Origin of the sequence: Campylobacter concisus (assembly GCF_015679985.1) — a bacterium.
Lineage (GTDB): Bacteria > Campylobacterota > Campylobacteria > Campylobacterales > Campylobacteraceae > Campylobacter_A > Campylobacter_A concisus_AC.
This window is the reverse complement of sequence record NZ_CP049239.1, coordinates 610,930-628,061: the sequence shown is the minus strand read 5'-3', so window position 1 is coordinate 628,061 and position 17,132 is coordinate 610,930. Positions and strand designations below refer to the sequence as shown.

At 37.0% G+C, this 17,132-nt stretch carries 24 protein-coding genes; 8 read left to right on the top strand and 16 right to left on the bottom strand.

Annotated elements, in window-relative coordinates; translation table 11 throughout:
• Positions 1 to 17 precede the first annotated feature (17 nt).
• The 5 genes from G5B98_RS03200 to hemB form a co-directional block, all read right to left on the bottom strand.
• Entirely contained in the window at positions 18 to 1,688 is a 1,671-nt protein-coding gene (locus tag G5B98_RS03200) for a TolC family protein (protein ID WP_196088179.1), read from the bottom strand.
• Between the two features lie 115 nt (positions 1,689 to 1,803).
• Positions 1,804 to 3,165 (bottom strand): oxygen-independent coproporphyrinogen III oxidase, encoded by a 1,362-nt coding sequence (gene hemN, locus G5B98_RS03195; protein WP_196087164.1) that lies wholly within the window; start codon positions 3,163 to 3,165, stop codon positions 1,804 to 1,806.
• Positions 3,158 to 3,643: a DUF2603 domain-containing protein gene (locus G5B98_RS03190; RefSeq protein ID WP_084040706.1), complete on the bottom strand. Its 486-nt coding sequence runs from the start codon at positions 3,641 to 3,643 to the stop codon at positions 3,158 to 3,160. Before G5B98_RS03190 ends, hemN begins: the two co-directional genes overlap by 8 nt.
• Entirely contained in the window at positions 3,640 to 4,557 is a 918-nt protein-coding gene (gene argF, locus G5B98_RS03185) for an ornithine carbamoyltransferase (RefSeq protein ID WP_196087163.1), read from the bottom strand. Before argF ends, G5B98_RS03190 begins: the two co-directional genes overlap by 4 nt.
• 1 nt (position 4,558) lies before the next feature.
• The gene (gene hemB, locus G5B98_RS03180; protein ID WP_196087162.1) at positions 4,559 to 5,530 is read right to left on the bottom strand and encodes a porphobilinogen synthase; all 972 of its coding nucleotides are present in this window, start codon (positions 5,528 to 5,530) and stop codon (positions 4,559 to 4,561) included.
• Positions 5,531 to 5,598: 68 nt separating this feature from the next.
• On the opposite strand from hemB, the gene ribA reads away from it, so the two are divergent.
• Genes ribA through htpX form a run of 5 tightly spaced genes read left to right on the top strand, consistent with a single transcriptional unit; the run spans position 5,599 to position 8,159 of the window.
• Entirely contained in the window at positions 5,599 to 6,162 is a 564-nt protein-coding gene (gene ribA / locus G5B98_RS03175) for a GTP cyclohydrolase II (protein ID WP_196087161.1), read from the top strand.
• On the top strand, positions 6,162 to 6,728 hold the full coding sequence (gene rsmG / locus G5B98_RS03170; RefSeq protein WP_103579839.1) for a 16S rRNA (guanine(527)-N(7))-methyltransferase RsmG: 567 nt from the start codon (positions 6,162 to 6,164) through the stop codon (positions 6,726 to 6,728). The genes ribA and rsmG overlap by 1 nt, the downstream gene beginning before the upstream one ends.
• Entirely contained in the window at positions 6,725 to 6,919 is a 195-nt protein-coding gene (locus G5B98_RS03165; RefSeq protein WP_103636455.1) for a hypothetical protein, read from the top strand. The genes rsmG and G5B98_RS03165 overlap by 4 nt, the downstream gene beginning before the upstream one ends.
• Positions 6,916 to 7,281: a hypothetical protein gene (locus G5B98_RS03160; RefSeq protein WP_196087160.1), complete on the top strand. Its 366-nt coding sequence runs from the start codon at positions 6,916 to 6,918 to the stop codon at positions 7,279 to 7,281. Before G5B98_RS03165 ends, G5B98_RS03160 begins: the two co-directional genes overlap by 4 nt.
• A gap of 8 nt (positions 7,282 to 7,289) precedes the next feature.
• Positions 7,290 to 8,159 (top strand): zinc metalloprotease HtpX, encoded by an 870-nt coding sequence (htpX, locus tag G5B98_RS03155; RefSeq protein WP_196087159.1) that lies wholly within the window; start codon positions 7,290 to 7,292, stop codon positions 8,157 to 8,159.
• A gap of 238 nt (positions 8,160 to 8,397) precedes the next feature.
• Here the strand turns inward: htpX and G5B98_RS03150 are convergent, their stop codons facing one another.
• The 5 genes from G5B98_RS03150 to G5B98_RS03130 are packed head-to-tail and all read right to left on the bottom strand — an operon-like array spanning position 8,398 to position 11,444.
• Positions 8,398 to 8,799 carry a hypothetical protein gene (locus G5B98_RS03150; protein WP_196087158.1) on the bottom strand — a complete coding sequence of 134 codons (402 nt, stop codon included), beginning with the start codon at positions 8,797 to 8,799 and terminating at the stop codon, positions 8,398 to 8,400.
• Positions 8,790 to 9,221 (bottom strand): hypothetical protein, encoded by a 432-nt coding sequence (locus G5B98_RS03145; RefSeq protein WP_196087157.1) that lies wholly within the window; start codon positions 9,219 to 9,221, stop codon positions 8,790 to 8,792. The genes G5B98_RS03150 and G5B98_RS03145 overlap by 10 nt, the downstream gene beginning before the upstream one ends.
• Positions 9,222 to 9,230: 9 nt before the next feature.
• Positions 9,231 to 10,244 carry an alanine racemase gene (locus tag G5B98_RS03140; RefSeq protein WP_196087156.1) on the bottom strand — a complete coding sequence of 338 codons (1,014 nt, stop codon included), beginning with the start codon at positions 10,242 to 10,244 and terminating at the stop codon, positions 9,231 to 9,233.
• Complete coding sequence (cmeU, locus tag G5B98_RS03135; protein ID WP_087576821.1) at positions 10,237 to 10,476, bottom strand: CmeU family protein; 240 nt, start codon at positions 10,474 to 10,476, stop codon at positions 10,237 to 10,239. Before cmeU ends, G5B98_RS03140 begins: the two co-directional genes overlap by 8 nt.
• Before the next feature lie 2 nt (positions 10,477 to 10,478).
• Positions 10,479 to 11,444, bottom strand: coding sequence for a L,D-transpeptidase family protein (locus tag G5B98_RS03130; RefSeq protein ID WP_021090919.1), 966 nt, complete (start codon positions 11,442 to 11,444; stop codon positions 10,479 to 10,481).
• Between the two features lie 137 nt (positions 11,445 to 11,581).
• Between G5B98_RS03130 and G5B98_RS03125 the strand changes: the two genes are divergently transcribed.
• Genes G5B98_RS03125 through G5B98_RS03115 form a run of 3 tightly spaced genes read left to right on the top strand, consistent with a single transcriptional unit; the run spans position 11,582 to position 13,023 of the window.
• The gene (locus tag G5B98_RS03125) at positions 11,582 to 12,004 is read left to right on the top strand and encodes a copper chaperone PCu(A)C (RefSeq protein ID WP_196087155.1); all 423 of its coding nucleotides are present in this window, start codon (positions 11,582 to 11,584) and stop codon (positions 12,002 to 12,004) included.
• Positions 12,004 to 12,471 carry a hypothetical protein gene (locus G5B98_RS03120; RefSeq protein WP_035167203.1) on the top strand — a complete coding sequence of 156 codons (468 nt, stop codon included), beginning with the start codon at positions 12,004 to 12,006 and terminating at the stop codon, positions 12,469 to 12,471. The genes G5B98_RS03125 and G5B98_RS03120 overlap by 1 nt, the downstream gene beginning before the upstream one ends.
• A gap of 9 nt (positions 12,472 to 12,480) precedes the next feature.
• Positions 12,481 to 13,023, top strand: a complete 543-nt coding sequence (locus G5B98_RS03115; protein ID WP_103619158.1) for an SCO family protein — start codon at positions 12,481 to 12,483, stop codon at positions 13,021 to 13,023.
• 298 nt (positions 13,024 to 13,321) lie between these two features.
• On the opposite strand, the gene G5B98_RS03110 is transcribed toward G5B98_RS03115, so the two are convergent.
• From G5B98_RS03110 to napG, 6 genes are read right to left on the bottom strand one after another with little or no spacing between them, the layout of a single operon-like run.
• Positions 13,322 to 13,663 carry a chaperone NapD gene (locus tag G5B98_RS03110; protein WP_072594844.1) on the bottom strand — a complete coding sequence of 114 codons (342 nt, stop codon included), beginning with the start codon at positions 13,661 to 13,663 and terminating at the stop codon, positions 13,322 to 13,324.
• The gene (locus G5B98_RS03105; RefSeq protein ID WP_021090566.1) at positions 13,660 to 14,595 is read right to left on the bottom strand and encodes a WD40 repeat domain-containing protein; all 936 of its coding nucleotides are present in this window, start codon (positions 14,593 to 14,595) and stop codon (positions 13,660 to 13,662) included. Before G5B98_RS03105 ends, G5B98_RS03110 begins: the two co-directional genes overlap by 4 nt.
• Positions 14,592 to 15,059: a 4Fe-4S ferredoxin gene (locus tag G5B98_RS03100; RefSeq protein ID WP_196087154.1), complete on the bottom strand. Its 468-nt coding sequence runs from the start codon at positions 15,057 to 15,059 to the stop codon at positions 14,592 to 14,594. Before G5B98_RS03100 ends, G5B98_RS03105 begins: the two co-directional genes overlap by 4 nt.
• Positions 15,059 to 15,586: a nitrate reductase cytochrome c-type subunit gene (locus tag G5B98_RS03095; RefSeq protein ID WP_021090505.1), complete on the bottom strand. Its 528-nt coding sequence runs from the start codon at positions 15,584 to 15,586 to the stop codon at positions 15,059 to 15,061. Before G5B98_RS03095 ends, G5B98_RS03100 begins: the two co-directional genes overlap by 1 nt.
• On the bottom strand, positions 15,583 to 16,374 hold the full coding sequence (napH, locus tag G5B98_RS03090; RefSeq protein WP_196087153.1) for a quinol dehydrogenase ferredoxin subunit NapH: 792 nt from the start codon (positions 16,372 to 16,374) through the stop codon (positions 15,583 to 15,585). The genes G5B98_RS03095 and napH overlap by 4 nt, the downstream gene beginning before the upstream one ends.
• The gene (napG, locus tag G5B98_RS03085) at positions 16,371 to 17,129 is read right to left on the bottom strand and encodes a ferredoxin-type protein NapG (protein ID WP_087577164.1); all 759 of its coding nucleotides are present in this window, start codon (positions 17,127 to 17,129) and stop codon (positions 16,371 to 16,373) included. Before napG ends, napH begins: the two co-directional genes overlap by 4 nt.
• Between the last annotated feature and the right edge of the window lie 3 nt (positions 17,130 to 17,132).

Sequence of the window (17,132 nt, the reverse complement as noted above, 5' to 3'; positions counted from 1 at the left end):
CATTACTTTTTACATTTTTATCTTAAATCGTTTTGAATGCTGCAAGCACCTTGAATGTATCTCTTAGCAAAACCTGGTTCAAAGCTATCTGAGATCATTCCCATATTATCTAACAGTCTGTATTTTGCATAAGATAGTGCTGTCTCAGTTGTAGCAATCTCTTTTAACGCAGAGTTATATTCATTTTCAGCATCAAGCAAGTTTATAAGATCGCGACGACCGATTCTAAATTCATCCTGATAAGCATCAAGTGTAGCTTTAGCATATTCAACATGTTGATTTAGATATCCCATTTTTTCTTGGTTAAGAACATAATTTTGCCATGAAAATTCCAAAGATTCTTTAAGTTCTCTTACAAGATTATCCAATGTTTGTTGCTCTTGTTGAACGGCAAGTTGGCTTTTTTCTTTATCTAGTTTATCATTGCCTTTATTATAAAGGTTATAGTTTAGTCTCAAAAGTGCGTCAAATGTTTGTTCTTCATAATTATCATATAAAACATTTGAATGATCATATGCACCAGATACAACAAGATCTAGCTTTGGCAAGAATGGCGCATTTTTCTCTTTCACAACTGACTCTGCCATAGCAATATTTGATTTTTGAACTAAAAGTGATGGGTTGCAAAGAATTGCTTTGTTATAAACAGCCTCTTTTGTGCTAGGCAAAGGAAGGCTAAACTCAGGCATTAGTAAATTTTTAGCTGCAACTTTTTTTCCATATAATTTCTCAAATGTAGAAAGTGCATCTTCATAGTTATTTTTAGCGGCTGTATAGTTTGATTGAGCTAGAGTATAGCGTGATCCAGCTTGTCTCTCTTCAGAAGCTACGCCATAACCTGACCTTGCTCTATCTTTAATTTGGCTATAAATTTCCTCATGACTCTTTACATTTTCTTCTTCAATGTCTAAAATTCTCTTAGTTTGAAGAACTTGCAAGTAAGCATTTGTAGCATTTAATGTAAGTCTATCTGCAGCTTGTGCTACTGAATAAGCAGCTGAATCAAGCCTTGCACTTTGAGAATTTATTCTATTTTTATCAGCACCACCATTGTATAAATTTTCAACCAAGGTTAGAGATGTGCCAGAAATTCTTCCATCTCCTCTTCTTGTAGAAACTCCATCATCAAGGCGTTTTTTCTCATATCCCACTCTAGCAGCAGCGTCAAGTGTTGGATAATAGGCATTTTTTGCTATTTTTAGATCTTTGCCAACTTGTAGATAGTTAAATTCTGTAGCTTTTAAGCTTGGATTTTCATTTAAAATAGTCTTTATAACTTGATCTAAAGTCAAAACTCCATCATCAACTTGTGCTACTGGTTTTTCTTCAGTTGATATAGCTTGTTCTATATTAGATTTTTTTGTTATTTGAGCATCAGCTACAGGTGCTTTTGCTCTCATTAAAGCATCCTTATAGCCTGATTCGTTTTGAACTTTAACTAATAGGCTATTAGCTTCATCCTCAGAGACTGGAGTTGTGTCAACATATAAAAATTTTCGTCCTCCAACCTCATAGATACCTGTGGTTAGCCTACTATCAGAAATTTTACTATTAACTTTATTAATAGCACTGTCGATTCTAGCCTGATTATCATCTTGTGCAAATGAAGCCAGAAAAATCCTATAAGGAACATCTTGAGCTGACAGCACAGTTGCTGCCAAAGCACTAATTGCTAACATCTTTTTCATAACTAAGATCCTTTTACCTTTTTTATTATTAAGTCTATACTCAAAATTTTAATGCGAATTATACATCAAGAAATATTAAACGTATTTTAAATATCTTATGACAAAAAAATAATTTTTATATAGTTTTAGAAAAACGCCTTAAATTCTCTGGAATTTTCTTTAAATATTCATCAAAACACATTGCAATATTTCGTATTATCAGTGTTCCAGTTTCATTTACGCTGATTTTATCTGCTGTAACATTGACAAATTCACTTAAATTTTTAAGCTCCTCAAGCTCATCCTTAAAGTGTTCAAAGAAATTTATATGGAATTCATTCTCGATGGCTTTGATATCAAGCCCAAAATTACTCATTAAGTTCATAATCACACTCTTTCTAAGCAAATCTTCATCACTTAGATAAATTCCTTTTGCGTACGGCAATCTTCCACTATCAATCGCCTTTTCATACTCGTCCATGTCTTTATGATTTTGCGCGTAGTGTCTTTTGCACTCACCGATACTTGTCACGCCTATACCGATAAGATCAGCGCCACCCTTTGTCGTATAACCTTGAAAATTTCTATGCAAAGTACCATTTGCAAGAGCACCAAAAAGCTCATCATTTGGCTTTGCAAAATGATCCATGCCTATCATTTTGTAGCCATTTTTAGTTAAAAACTCAGCCGTAAATTTTAAAATTTCAAGCTTAACTTCTGGATTTGGCAATGTGGTTTCATCAAATTTACGCATTGATTTTTTTATCCATGGCACATGAGCGTAGTTAAATACTGCAAGTCTGTCTGGATCAAGTGTAAGAGCAAGCTCAAGTGTCTTTTTAAAACTATCTAGACTTTGATACGGCAGACCGTAGATTAGGTCCATATTTATCGACTTTATGCCCTTTTGCCTAGCCATTTTTACAGCATTTTGAGTGATCTCATAGGGCTGAATTCTGTGAATTTCTTTTTGCACCTTTTCGTCAAAATCTTGCACGCCGTAGCTTATGCGGTTAAATCCATGAGAAACAAGTACATCAAGCTGCTCTCTTGTTAAAAATCTTGGATCTATCTCGCAACTTATCTCAGCCTCTTTTGAGAAATTTTTAAATTTAGATTTGATTAATTTAATTATCCCATCAAGCTGGGCAGCGTTATAAAATGTCGGAGTGCCCCCGCCAAAGTGCATCTGCAAGACCTCGGCACCGGTGTCCAGGTGGTGAGCTAAAATTTCAAGCTCTTTTTCTATATATCTTATATATTTCTCTTTGCGGTCCTCTTTGCTAGTGTAAATGACATTACAGCCACAAAAATAACAAGCACTTCTGCAAAATGGCAAGTGTAAATAAAGCGAAAGCGGTCGATTCAGATCACGATTTTCAAGCTCTTTTATATAAGCTTCATAGCTAAATTTATCACTAAACTCTGGTGCTGTCGGATAGCTCGTATATCTTGGCCCTGGCCTTGAATACTTCACATAAGCACTAAAATCAATCATCTGCCCTACTCCTTGCCATTTGAATCACCTCTTTTATATCTACAAATAAATTTGGGTGTTCTTTTTTGATATTTTTTACTAGTTTGTCAAGATCAATATTAAATTGTCTGCTTTTTTTATCGCTTGCGATCTTTTTTATCTCATCCATAGCAACCACCCAAACATCGCTAAAATCAACTGGAATGTTTTGCCAGATCGTCTTTTCAAGCCTTAGATCAAAATTTTCTTTTTGAGACTCTTTTAAGGCCTCGATCAAAGCCGAAAGCGATTTTACAGAGATTACCGTGTGTAAATTTTGATTTTCATCAATACCAAACCACGGCTCTTTTGAGTCCCAAGAGCCACTTTTTAAATTTAAAATATGCTCATTTGGATTTTTGGTTGAAACTATCTCAAAGATCGTCTTTTCAGGGCTACTCAGCCCAAGGTTATTGCCGATCTCATCTATCTCATCATATATATTTTTCTCTTTGCTCATCTTCTTCTCTCATCCAGCCAGACCATCACGCCTTTTTGGGCATGAAGTCTGTTTTCAGCCTCGCTAAAAATTTCATCTGCGTGCTTCTCAAAAACTGCCTCGCTCACCTCGTAGCCCCTGTAAGCTGGCAAGCAGTGCAAAAATATCGCGTCTTTTTTAGCTAAGCTCATCAAATTTTCATCCACACAGTATCCAGCAAAGTCTTTTAGCCTCTTTTCTTTCTCGGCCTCTTGCCCCATTGATACCCAAGTGTCTGTAGTCACTACATCGGCACCATTTACCGCTTCTTTTATATCATTTGTGATAAAAATTTTCGCACCTGAAATTTTTGCGTTTTCATTAGCCATCTTTAAAATTTCAGCGTCTACCTCATAGCCTTTTGGCGTGGCGACTCTTAGCTCAAGGCCAAGCTTGCTAACTAGCATGAGCCACGAGTGAGTCATGTTGTTGCCGTCCCCTACGTATGCGACCTTCTCGCCTGCACTAAATTCAAGCATCGTTAGATAGTCCGCCATGAGCTGCACTGGGTGAAATTTATCACTTAAGCCGTTTATCACTGGCACGCTTGAAAATTTAGCAAATTCTTCTAGCGTCTCATGCTTATCGACCCTTAGCATAGCCATGTCACACATCCTGCTTATAACTCTAGCGGTGTCACGTATAGGCTCGCCGCGTCCTATTTGTATATCATTTTTGCTTAAAAATAGCGCATATCCGCCAAGCTCATGCATGCCCACATCAAAGCTCACTCTAGTTCTAGTTGAGCTTTTTTCAAATATCATAGCAAGCTTTTGATCTTTTAGATATGGCTTAAATTCCCTAGCCTTCGCCTCTTTTTTGATCTTGCGGGCTAAATTTATTATCTGCTCGATCTCATCTTTACTAAAGTCGTTTAGCGTCAAAAAGTGCCTCATCTTAGCCCCTTAAAATTTTGGCTGCTTCTTTTGCGTGATATGAAATGATCAAATTTGCCCCTGCTCTTTTAAAGCCGATTAATGTCTCCATCATGACGCGCTCGTAGTCGATGATGCCAGCTTTTGCGCCAGCTTTTAGCAGTGCGTACTCGCCGCTTACGTTATAGACGCAAAGTGGCAGAAGTGTCAAATTTCTAAGCTCTCTAACGATGTCAAGATAGGCAAGCGCTGGCTTTACCATCAAGATATCAGCACCTTGCGCCTCGTCTTGCAAGCTCTCGTTGATCGCCTCCAAGCGGTTTGCGCTGTCCATTTGGTAGCTCTTTCTATCGCCAAAGCTTGGTGCACTTTGCGCCACATCACGAAATGGTCCGTAGTAGGCTGAGGCAAATTTAGTCGAGTATGCCATCACTGGTAAATTCTCAAAGCCATTGTTATCAAGTGCCTCTCTTAGCGTTGCGATGATGCCGTCCATCATACCGCTTGGTGCGATCATATCAGCGCCATTTTTAGCGTGTATCAAGGCTTGTTTGGCTGAAATTTCAAGAGTTGCATCGTTGTCGATGGTGTTGTGTACGTGATCGATTATACCGCAGTGACCGTGGTTTGTGTACTCACAAAAGCAAAGATCAGTGACAACTACTAAATTTGGAAATTTATCTTTTATGGCTCTAAGCGCAGTTGCGATAATGCCGTCATTACTTAGTGCGTCACTACCAACGCTATCTTTTAGACTTGGTATGCCAAATAAAATGATCGATTTTATGCCTAAATTTACTATCTCTTCGCACTCTTTTAAAATTTCATCGATACTCATTTGATAAACGCCCGGCATCGAAGCGATCTCGTTTTTAACGCCTTTACCCTCGACTACAAAGAGTGGATAGATGAAGTCATTTACGCTAAGGCTAGTCTCTCTTACCATGTCTCTTAGGGCTGGATTTATTCTTAATCTTCTAAAACGTTTAAACATATTTTTGCCTTTTCTTTGTTAAAATGCGTGATTTTTAGCTAGTTTAGCACAGTTGGAGTAAATTTAAAATGAAAATAGAAATTTCAAACACGGCAAATCTACCATCAAGATTTGGCACTTATAATGTTCAAGCCTTCAAAGAAGGGGCAAAAGAGCACCTCGTGATCTACAAAGAGCCTTTAAGCGAGGTGGTAAATCTTAGAATTCACTCCGAATGCCTAACTGGCGATGCGATCGGGAGCCTAAAGTGCGACTGCCGCGACCAGCTTGAAGCGAGCCTAAAATATATCGAAGAAAATGGCGGCATGGTCATCTACTTACGTCAAGAAGGCAGAAATATCGGACTTTTAAACAAGATAAACGCTTACAGCCTGCAAGATAAGGGCTTTGATACCATTGAGGCCAATCACCAGCTAGGTTTTAAGGCTGATGAGAGGACTTATGAGGTGGTTGATTTTATCCTAAATCACTACGGCATAAAAGAGATAAATTTACTCACAAATAACCCATTAAAACTTCACGGACTAAGCTCTGTAAAGATCGTAAAACGCGTGCCTATCGTCATAAAACCAAATAAATTTAACGAAGGCTATTTGAAAGTAAAAAAAGAGCAAATGGGGCACATCTTGTGATGAAAAATGAGCTTTGCTTGCCGGCAGAATTTGACGAAAAAGTAAAGGCTTACGCTCAAATTTTTGCTAAATTTAACAAGGTTCATAGCTTAAGCAATTATAAAGACATAAGCGAGCAAGTGCTTGATAGCATTAGACCGCTTGAAATTTTTGAGCTAAGTGCCAAAACGGCGATCGATGTGGGCAGTGGGGCTGGCTTTCCGGCGATATTTTTAGCCCTTGCGATGCCGCGCACTAAGTGGCACCTTTTTGAGCCGATAGCCAAAAAGTCATCATTTCTAAGCTATGCTAAGATCGAGCTTGGCTTGCAAAATTTAGAAGTTCATAGCCAAAAGATCGAGCTTGCAGATAAATTTACGGCTGATCTCATCACCTCAAGGGCGCTTAGCAAGACAAAAGAGCTTATAAAAATTTGCGAGGGGTTTTACGATGAAAATACTAAATTTCTCATCTATAAAGGCTCTAGTGTCATGGATGAAATTTCAGGCATAGATGCGCAAATTTATAATGATAAAAATAGAAACTACATATATTTTAATCTCAAAAACCAAGAGGAGATACGTTGAAATACTTGCTTTTTGTAGCGATTTTGGTTGCGATTTACATCATATTTTTTAAAAATAGAAAAAAAAGCGACAAGATAAGCACCAGCAACTTCGAGGAGTGCAGCAAATGCGGTGTCTTTAGCGACATCGACCAAATGGTGCTAAGGGACGGAAAATACATCTGTAAAGAGTGCATAAAGGGTAAGAGATGAAAATTTTGGGTGATGAGCTGATAAAATTTGAGCTGCTATTTCTTTGCAAAAGCGAAGATGAAATTTCAAACGGCAGGCAAAATCTCTTTAAATTTGATAGAAATTTGATAAAAAAAGCGCTAGAAGCTGGAGCAAACTTTAGCATCATCACAAATGACATAAACGAAGCTATCATTGCAAACGCGGCTGGAGCAAAATTTATTATCGCAGATATTGACACTGCAAAAGATTTAGCAAAGATAGCTGAGAGTTATCTATTTGACGCACTTATAGCTGTTTTGATAAAAGATGAAAGCGAGCTAGCACAGCTTGCAAAATTTAACATAGACGCCGCAATCTTGCCAAATGCTATAAAAGAATAAGGACAAAGATGGAAATTTTTAAAACTGCTTTTTTAATGGTTACTTTAATGCTGATTTTTATCGCTGTTGGCGGATATATTGGCGGTGAGCATGGCATGATGATCGCCCTTTTGATAGCAACTGGCACAAATATCTTTTCATATTTTTTTAGTGGTACTCTGGTGCTTAAAAGATATAACGCTATCCCAGTCGATGAGAGTAACGCTCACGGGCTTTATGAGATCGTATCTCGTCTCACACAAAAGGCAAATTTGCCTATGCCAAAAATTTACATCATACCAGAAGAGGTACCAAATGCCTTTGCCACGGGCAGAAACCCAAGCCATGCAGCCGTTGCAGTAACCGAGGGGCTTTTAAAAATTTTAAATGAAAACGAGATCGAGGGTGTGCTAGCTCACGAGCTAAGCCACGTAAGGCATTACGACATCCTAACTGGCTCAATCGCTGCCATACTAGCTGGCGCTATCGCAATGCTTGCAAATTTTGCTAAGATTGGTGGTATTGCTGGGCAAAGCAGCGGTTCAAGAAGAGGTGGCGGTAATGCCATCGTTATGCTAGCACTTGCTATACTCATGCCAATAGCTGCCACAATCATCCAAATGGCGATCTCAAGGGAGCGCGAGTACAAGGCGGACAAAGGCGCAGCCTATCTAACAGGACACCCAGAGTGGCTTGCAAGCGCTCTAAGAAAGCTTGAGAGCTACTCAAATTCTTACGTTATGCAAAACGCAAGCGAGCAAAGTGCTCATATGTTTATCGTAAATCCATTTGGCTCGCTAACTAACAAGCTTGGCGTACTTTTTAGAACGCATCCAAGCACTAGCGATAGGATTGCTGAGCTTGAAAGACTTGAACAAGAGATAAAAAGAGGCATGTAAAAATTTAGTCCTTAGTTAAATTTGGGCTAAATTTCTTCTTTTTACCATCTTTTTTGGCTTTAAATTTAGACATTTACAAGAAATTTTAAATTTTATGAGCGAGTAATTTCGGATCTAAAATTTGAGACAATCAGCAAGCGAAATCAAATTTTAGTAGTCGATTCTTGTGAGTAAATAGAATTTTAAAATTGTAAAGGATCAAATTTGTAACCAAAAAACCGAAATTTAACTCCAAATTTCACTGCAATTTCTTGCAGTCGCGATCTTCTATAGTGTACTCAAAGATCAGCTCACCATTTTCTGAATAAAAAAGCTCGTCCAAGGTAACACCTATACTCAGCATATTTAAGATCTCTTTATCTTTGCAAGCAGTTCGTAAATTCTCTTTTTTGATAGCTTCGATAAATTCTAAAAGCTCTTTCTCTTCAAGCCTTTTGATCTCTTGCTTTCTTGCGTGTTTGATGGCATATCTATAAACGAGCGTATCGCCGACATTTAGGATATCGTTAAGCATAAGTGTTGGTGTGCAGATAAATGGAAGCTTTTTTTTGTAGTAAGTTGCGTGATTTTTTGCTGCCATATCTGGCGTAATAGCCAAAGCAAGCGAGCAAAAAAATAGTAAAAAAAGTGCTACTCGCAACTACTTTTATCCAAATTTATATCAAAAAAATGCCTGCCCTCAAAGCCATAACTACCACTTAGTGTGATACCACGATTTAGCACAGCTCTAGCCATGCCTGAGTTACAAAGCGCATCTTTTCCATTTTTATAAAACTCATCTTTTAAAGCTAAAATTTGAGCTTTGTTGTAGCCTTTTAGCTTCTTTGTCTTAGTCTCGTTTAAAATAAACTCGCCATGTATGTTTAGCCCGCTACTACTTACATCTTTTAGCGTGATCATCTCATCGACCCTGCTTGGTAAATTTGGCTTTGCGGTTTGGACGACAAAAGCTGGGATCTGCTTGGTATCAAGCTGATTTAGTATTTGCTCATAAACTTTAAACTCACTCTCTTGCACACCAAAAGCAAGGCTAGCAAGAGCTAATAAAATGATCTTTTTCATATATTGCCTTTATATAAATTTCCTAGTGATGTTTGGCGAGAGTTTTACTAAGATGTCATAACTTATCGTATCAAAAAATTTCGCCCAAACATTTGCATCCTCAAAGACACAGACCCACTCGCCACTATCTTTACAGCTAAAACTATCCATAGAAATTTTGCCCAGTATTGGCTCGTTATTAGCAAGTCTTAACTCACCACAGCCATTGTATCTTAGCAATCCATCACCATATCCAAGATCATAAGTGGCTACATTTATATCTTCTTTTGCGCTAAATTTAGCACCATATCCAACACTTTGACCACTTTTTAAAATACGCCTACTAACTCTTCTTGCCCATAGCGAAAGTACTGGCTTTAATCCCAAACTATCACCAAACTGAGCGTATCCATACTGAGCGATGCCAATACGCACCATATCATCATCGATTTCACTTGCTCTTTCAAGCGCGGCTGAGTTGTGAGAGTGAAAGATCGGTTTTTTTATACCAAACTCATCGCAAAGAGCTAAAATTTTCTCTTTTGCAGCCCTAAAATTTTCTCTTTGCACAAAATAATCAGCATTTAGCTCATCACTTGCACGAAAATGTGTATAAGCTCCAAGAAGCTCTAAATTCCTTCTTGTCAAAATTTCAAACGCGTAATCAAGCTCACTAATATCAAGCCCATTTCTATGCATGCCAGTATCGATTGCAAGGTTGATTTTTAAGCCATCTTTTATCTTTAAAAGTGCCTCTATATCGTTTATCGCGTAGATAAATTTACTACTTTCATTTCCGGTTGGGATATGTGAGAGAATGAGAATATTTTCAAATATGTCAGAAATTTCATTTGCCTCAAACTCGCTTTTTACAGCACAAATTTCTATGCCAAATTTTTTAGCCTCATTTGCAATAAGCCTTGCGCCATGGCCATAAGCATTGTCTTTTAATACAACTATTACTTTCTCTTTGCCGCCAGCTTTAGCACAAATTTGAGTGAGGTTATGAATATATGAAGCTTTATTTAGGCGTATTTCAGACATTAAAATTCACATTAAAAGCAGTATAAACATCCGGTAAAAGTTTTCTTACGTTGTAATCAAATGCATAAAACTTGGCGTAAATTTCTTTCAGATCAGCCTCTTTTACTTTGCTAAAATCAAAAACATCAGTACCATTTTTCTTTGGAACTTGGCGGTCAAGCTCAGCAAAAAAAGCAGCTCTTGCCTCTAAAATTTTCTCGATTTTTTCTTTTACTTCTTGAGATTTTTCCACTTTTACTCCTCTATAAAAATTTTCATATCATCGTTATAAAGCTTCACATAAAGCGTCTTTTGCCCAGCAAATTTGTGCGTATCTGAAACATAATCCTCATAAAAACTCACACGAAAAAGCCTATCATTTTTAAGATTTGGATAAGGTGTGATGAGAAAATTTGAAAAACTAATGCGTTTTTTCTCTTTTTTAGAAAAAATAGCCCGCTTCATACTTTTAAATTTTTCCAAGCTCATACCATCGTATCGCTCAAAGTTTTTATCGTAAAATTTAAGATAGTTTTCAATGTCGCTCTCACTCCAGGTCTTTTTCCAGCCCAAAAGTCCAGAAATGATCACTGCAATATCTTTTGCACTAGCTTCTGGACGCTTATCTTCGTAGATAAATGCAAGTGTTTTTTTGTGATCCACTACATCATCAAATTTCATCAAAGTATCATTTTGCATAGCCACGCAGCCTTTTGTTTTTAGCTCGTCTGTCCTTTGACCATCAAGCGGGTAGCCATGTATCCAAATGCCACCACCATTTCGCTTTGCAAGTTTATCAAGCAAATTTGGGTATGAAAGCGAAAATGCAAGTGGGCCAAGATATCTATCGTTTGGCGTAAATCTACGTGTAAGTTGATACACTCCAACCGGTGTTTTTAGATCGCCTTCAAGAAGCTTATCGCCATTTTTGCCAACTATAACGCTTGAGCTAAAAAGCTTTTTTGTAATGCCGCCATTATAAGAGATCACTTCAAGCTTCTTTTTAGTTTTATCAACTACACTTAGAAGTATCTCATTGTCATAATATCCATATCTTACATCCTTGCCCTCAAGCTTTTTTAGCCAGTAATCCTTACTTAAAATATTTTTTTCGATGGCATCAATAACAGCAGCTGAGCCATTTTTTAAGTAAATTTCTTCGTAATTTTGGGCAAAAAGACAAGGCGATAACGCGATGAAGAAAAATATAATTTTTTTCAAGTGGAATATCCCAAAAAGTAAAATTTAGTCTGTAATTATATCCTAAAAAATTTATATTTTTAGATTTTAAAGGTAAATTAAGTAGTTCTAAATGTATAATGTGAAAACCATTATTAATTTTATCACAAAGGAAAAATATGAAAAAAATCGTTTTTAGTGCGATGCTTGCAGCTTCTGCTCTTATGGCGGCTGATATCAGCCTAGAAAATGTTAGAGCTAGAGATACAAAACCTGGCACAAACAATAGTGCAATTTTTATGAATATAAAAAATGCTTCAAATTCTGATGTAAAGCTTATTGGCGCTCACTCAAGCGTTTGCAAAAGCACAGAAATTCATACACACAAAATGAATGATGGTATGATGGCTATGGTTCAAATCGAAGATGCAGTGATCCCAAAAAATGGTGAAACAAAACTAGCTCCTGGCGGTTTACACATTATGCTTATGGATCTAAATAAACCATTAAAAGATGGTGATAAAGTTGATTTAGAGCTAAAATTTAGCAATGGCGAGAGCATAAAGCTTGATAATATCGGAGTAACTAAAAACTTTAAATAATGAAAAAAATCATAATTATTTTTTCATTTATCTTTATTGTTTTAGGTGCTTTTTCGATAGGCTATAAGCTTATGACTACAAGCAAAGAAGATCCACCTGAATTTGCCGATGTAAATACATCGCTAGATCCTTTAAAATGTGATCTAAACAATAAATCTTGTGAGATGGAATTTAAAGGCGTAAAGCTAAAAATAGATATCTCGCCAAGACCTATTTATGCTATGAGACCTTTTAGCTTTAAAATCATTAATGGTAAAAATTTAGGGCTAAAAAATCCTAGTCTTGAGATAGACGGCATAAATATGAATATGGGATCGATCAAAGCAAGACTTGAGCCAAGAGGCGATAACTTAACTGCTCAAGTAGTGCTAAGCGCTTGTGTTGTCGAGCTTATGAGATATAGATTTAAAGTACTTGATGACGAAAAAGAAACTGGTTTTTTTGTAGATCTTGATCTAAAATTATAGAGGGTAATGATGAAAAAGGCATTTTGGGGCTTAACAATAATCTTAATTTGTATAGGTGTTGCACTTTTGCTGATCAAGCCAAACAAGTATGATTTTAAGGCACTTTCACAAAATGGTGAAGTAAGTCTTAAAAATTACGACGGAAAGTACAAAGTTATATATTTTGGTTATCTTTTTTGCCCCGATGTCTGCCCTACTGCGCTCTCTTTGATTGGTGATGAGCTAAATAAACTAAAAAGAGATGACTTTGAGTTACTTTTTATTACGCTTGATCCTGAACGCGACACTCCTGAAAATTTAACTCTAATGGCAAAAAATTTCTACAAAGATGCCGATGGATTAAAACTAAACGCCTTAAAAGAAGTGGCAAAAACCTATGGTGTAAAATTTCAAAAAGTCCGTCTTGAAAACTCAGCCATGGGCTACTCTGTTGCTCACAGCTCTTCAATATATTTAATAGACAAAAAAGGAAATTTTTATAAAGAAATTTCAAATCTAACAAATGAAAACATTGGAGAAAATTTATTAAATTTGATCAAAGATAGACCTTAGGCTAGAAAATTTAGTAAGCCAAAACTGACCTACTAAAATTCTTTATGCAAATATCATCTCAAGATCTTCTAAACTAAATTTAATTCACTTACTATAACTTTTGATTTTAATGCTTGCTGAGTAATTTTTTTCACCCGAAATCTATTAACCCTTGAACATAAATTTAAATCTACAAGCCAAATAAGATTGATTAAATATAAGCAGTACTAGCAACGAATTTATTAAGAAGATCTATATGAAAGGTAGGCTTTTGCACTATAAATTTTAATCACAGTACAAAAGCTAGAAATTTATTTTACTATTTCACTCTATGATGTACGCTGCCACCATAAGTAATATCTTCAGCCTTTACCTCATCACTTGTTAAAATTTCACTTATCTTGCCATTTTCTTCTAGTTTTTTCCTATTTTCTTCGGCATCTTCTTGGTAGCTATAAACCATCGCAACGCTCACTACTCCGCTGATAGCTTCTATCTTTTTAAAATTTTTTATCTCATCTTCAATGCTATCTGAGCTAACTACCACCACGATTCTATCGTCTGCGTCAGTTATTATTTCACACTCTTTTAGCTTTTTTATCTCATTTTTTACACTTTCATTTTTATTGTCCGTATAAACTATTAAACTTGAAATATTCATTTAATTCTCCAAAACAAAATTTTATTCTCATAGGCTGAAGTTACAACTTCATTATCGCTTATAAAAACTATGCTATTTATCGTACTTTGTCCAGTTTTTAGCATTGCGATATTTTCTAAGCTTTTGCTATCAACTAAATTTACATCGCTCATCTCATCGCTCATATAGGCCGCCACTCTACCATCATCGCTAAGGCCGACGCCATAGACCAAAAAGCCAGTATTTATCTTTTTTAGGCTTCCAGCTGAAAATATCCCCACGATCCTGTCGGTGCCTCCGCTGATCATGACTCCATTTTTATATGAGATGTCGTAGATATTATCTGTATGAATATCTAAAATTTGATCCATTTTTTTAGCTTTTATGTTATAAAAGTAGACCTTCCCACTCTCGCAAGCGATAGCTAGCGTGCTTCTATCTTCGCTTATCTCCATATCTGAAAGCATCGCGATTGAAATTTTAAAGCTATCATAAATTTCGCCACTTTTTAGGTTTAAAAAATAAATTTCATTGCTAATTGAAGCAAGTGCAACATGCTCATCATCTAAAAACAATGCCTTTTTTATCGCTTGATTATCCATTTTTATGCTTCTCATCTGTCCATTTTCTCTTAGATGAAGCACCTTTGTAGCGTAATCACCTTCGCTAAGTATAAGAGTTTTGCCATCAATTTCATCAATACTTAAAATTTTTGGTCTTTCGTGATCACTAACGTAGGTTTTTATATCATCCATTTTGATGATCTCTTCAAATTTAGACTCTTTAGGATCATAAATTTCAACCGTCCCTCCATCAGTCGCGATAAAGAGTTTGCCATTTATTAGCGTTGTGCTTAGCACATTTGCACTAGCCTCTATTTGCTTATATGGAGTGGTGATCTCGCTTGCAAAGATAAAATTTAATAGACAAAAAATAAAAAACAAAGCTCTCATAAGGCCTCCATTTGAAGTGAATTTTTAAAGCAAACATCAAAGCACTCGCCGCAACTTACGCAGTTTTGATTAACAATAGGACGAAAAACGCCAAGAAATTCGACTGCTTTAAATTTGCAAGCATCAAGGCAGTTGTAGCAGATCGTATCGTTCCACGCTAGACAGCTAGAAACATCGATGCTAACTTTTGCATTTATACTCTTTGGTGAGCTTAGGCTTAATGTCTTCTTACCAAGACTCTCACAAGCCTTTGCGCACTCTTCGCAAAAGTCACAGCCCAGCTTTTTAACTTTAAAAATTACTCTTTCATTTTCAAAGCTAAGAAGCTCTTTTTCACAAGCATTTACGCAGATAGCATCGCATCTATCGCAGTCAAACTCTCCGTTAAAAAAAGGCGGAGTTATAAATTTGGGAGCAGATTTTGCCCCCAAAATTTTACTAAAAAGCTCTCGCCTGCTTTGCATTATTTAACACCATCGTTTAAAACATCTAGCAAGTTTGACTTATGAGTACCGTTTTTATCTCTAAAGTCAGGCTTAAATTTATTACCGACTAGCTGAGTTAAGCCAGTTTGTTGCTCAACGTGGCATGTTGTGCAGTTATATCTTTCATCATCAAGCTTGCCTGCAAGATCTTTTTTATTTCTGATGTCATAAAGGTGAGATGATGGTATCGGTGTTGCTCCACTATCTTTTGCAAACTCAGGCATATGGCAGGTTACGCACATATTCATATCCTTTGTGATAGGCACTAAACCCTCAGTATCGTGTGGGATAAATGGCGGTGCATTTTCAAAAGACCTATCAAATTTCTTTGACATACCAGCTGGCTCTTTTGTGTAGTTCACATCTTTTAATACAACGTCTTTATCGTCTAGCAAATCGATATTTCTAAAGCCGATTTGCGAATCACTAATGCTTGGATTATTAAAAGCACATGCCGCAAAAAACGCAGCGCACAATCCTCCAAGCATCATTATTTTTATTTTCATTTTTCTCTCCTTAAATTTCTAATACTAAATTTCAAAGCCCCGTCTCCACAAACATCAATGCACCTGCCACAGCTTATGCACTCGCTTGAGCTTACCGAGCGGCTCTCTTTACCGATCATATCAAGCACTTGCATCTCTGGACAAATAAGCTTACATTTCATACATTTTGTACAAGCCTGGGCATCATGTTTTACTCTAATTAGGGCAAATTTTGAGATGATGGCATAAAAGGCACCAAGTGGACAAACGTGCGAGCAAATGCCACGCTTTAACACAAACATATCAAAAGCAATGATCGCAACCGCTATGCCTAAAGCACTAGCTGAGCCGTAAATAATGCCACGCTGAATAATGCCAATATAGCTAACGCTCTCAAATACTGGATAAGATAAAGCAAGGCTTAATATAAGAGCAAGAGCCAGCAAGTAATAACGTAAATTTTTACTCACATTTAAGACTTTTTCGCCCTTAAAGCCAAATTTTTCTCTTAGTTTAAAAGCGATATCGGTTAGTAAATTTATTGGGCATATCCACGAACAAAACACTCTTGGAGCAACTAGCGCGTAAAACGCCAAGATAATGCCAGCTCCAATAATTGCATTTATGCCAGCACTAAAGCTTGCAAGTAAAATTTGGACCAAAGCAAATGGATCGCTTAGTGGAATTTTTCCAAAAAGCAAAGATGAACTTAAATTTCCGCTAAGTATCTTAACTCCATAAAAATTTCCTAGGATAAATAGCGCTAGGATAGAAATTTGAGTTATTCGTCTTAAGATTAAAAATTTCATAGCTCACCACCATTTAGATAATCAGTCGCTTTTTTAATGTCAAGCTTTATTTTACTGTCTGCATCGTCTATGCGTCTTTCATCTTCTTTTATCCAGCCTTTGACGTAGTTATCGCCTACTTTGCCAAGCACCGCGTCACGATTTAGCACGGTAATGGCCGCTTTTTTAGTGATACAGGCTCGCTCGCATAGGCCACATCCGGTGCAGATGTCGCTATCGACCACTGGAAGCAAAAAGGCATGCTTTTGTGTCCTTTCGTTGCGGCGATACTCAAGATATAAGGCTTTATCCAAAAGAGGACAAGCCCTGTAACAAGCATCGCACTGTATGCCCCAGTGCGCCACGCAGTTTTTCATATCGACCACCGCAACGCCCATTTTGGCCTTATTTATGTCAAGCTTACCTTTTGTGCTTACTAAATTTACGTCCAAAGCTCCAGTCGGACAGGCTGGCACACAAGGGATATTTTCACACATATAGCAAGGAATTTTTCTAGGCTCAAAATAAGGCGTTCCAATGCTTATGCCATCTTCTAGCGATGAGAGCTTTAGCGTATCAAATGGACAAGCCTCTACGCAAAGTCCACACCTAATGCAGCTTTGTAAAAATTGCTTCTCTTCCTTTGCACCAGGAGGCCTAAGAAGCATAAGTGGCGAAGCCTTGGCACTAAGCGACCAAACAAAGCCTCCGCCAAGAGCTAAAAGCGCTACTTTTGCTCCAAATTTTAAAGCCTCTCGCCTACTTGAAAATCCCATATC

Excerpts from the sequence above, each read along its gene's own strand:
- napG (WP_087577164.1), bottom strand. The coding sequence starts at position 17,129 with ATGGGATTTTCAAGTAGGCGAGAGGCTTTAAAATTTGGAGCAAAAGTA.
- htpX (WP_196087159.1), top strand. The coding sequence starts at position 7,290 with ATGGAAATTTTTAAAACTGCTTTTTTAATGGTTACTTTAATGCTGATT.
- ribA (WP_196087161.1), top strand. The coding sequence starts at position 5,599 with ATGAAAATAGAAATTTCAAACACGGCAAATCTACCATCAAGATTTGGC.
- G5B98_RS03140 (WP_196087156.1), bottom strand. The coding sequence starts at position 10,244 with ATGTCTGAAATACGCCTAAATAAAGCTTCATATATTCATAACCTCACT.
- G5B98_RS03200 (WP_196088179.1), bottom strand. The coding sequence starts at position 1,688 with ATGAAAAAGATGTTAGCAATTAGTGCTTTGGCAGCAACTGTGCTGTCA.
- G5B98_RS03120 (WP_035167203.1), top strand. The coding sequence starts at position 12,004 with ATGAAAAAAATCATAATTATTTTTTCATTTATCTTTATTGTTTTAGGT.
- rsmG (WP_103579839.1), top strand. The coding sequence starts at position 6,162 with ATGAAAAATGAGCTTTGCTTGCCGGCAGAATTTGACGAAAAAGTAAAG.
- G5B98_RS03105 (WP_021090566.1), bottom strand. The coding sequence starts at position 14,595 with ATGAGAGCTTTGTTTTTTATTTTTTGTCTATTAAATTTTATCTTTGCA.
- G5B98_RS03160 (WP_196087160.1), top strand. The coding sequence starts at position 6,916 with ATGAAAATTTTGGGTGATGAGCTGATAAAATTTGAGCTGCTATTTCTT.
- hemB (WP_196087162.1), bottom strand. The coding sequence starts at position 5,530 with ATGTTTAAACGTTTTAGAAGATTAAGAATAAATCCAGCCCTAAGAGAC.
- napH (WP_196087153.1), bottom strand. The coding sequence starts at position 16,374 with ATGAAATTTTTAATCTTAAGACGAATAACTCAAATTTCTATCCTAGCG.
- hemN (WP_196087164.1), bottom strand. The coding sequence starts at position 3,165 with ATGATTGATTTTAGTGCTTATGTGAAGTATTCAAGGCCAGGGCCAAGA.
- G5B98_RS03110 (WP_072594844.1), bottom strand. The coding sequence starts at position 13,663 with ATGAATATTTCAAGTTTAATAGTTTATACGGACAATAAAAATGAAAGT.
- G5B98_RS03145 (WP_196087157.1), bottom strand. The coding sequence starts at position 9,221 with ATGAAAAAGATCATTTTATTAGCTCTTGCTAGCCTTGCTTTTGGTGTG.
- G5B98_RS03125 (WP_196087155.1), top strand. The coding sequence starts at position 11,582 with ATGAAAAAAATCGTTTTTAGTGCGATGCTTGCAGCTTCTGCTCTTATG.
- argF (WP_196087163.1), bottom strand. The coding sequence starts at position 4,557 with ATGAGGCACTTTTTGACGCTAAACGACTTTAGTAAAGATGAGATCGAG.
- G5B98_RS03095 (WP_021090505.1), bottom strand. The coding sequence starts at position 15,586 with ATGAAAATAAAAATAATGATGCTTGGAGGATTGTGCGCTGCGTTTTTT.
- G5B98_RS03190 (WP_084040706.1), bottom strand. The coding sequence starts at position 3,643 with ATGAGCAAAGAGAAAAATATATATGATGAGATAGATGAGATCGGCAAT.
- G5B98_RS03100 (WP_196087154.1), bottom strand. The coding sequence starts at position 15,059 with ATGCAAAGCAGGCGAGAGCTTTTTAGTAAAATTTTGGGGGCAAAATCT.
- G5B98_RS03115 (WP_103619158.1), top strand. The coding sequence starts at position 12,481 with ATGAAAAAGGCATTTTGGGGCTTAACAATAATCTTAATTTGTATAGGT.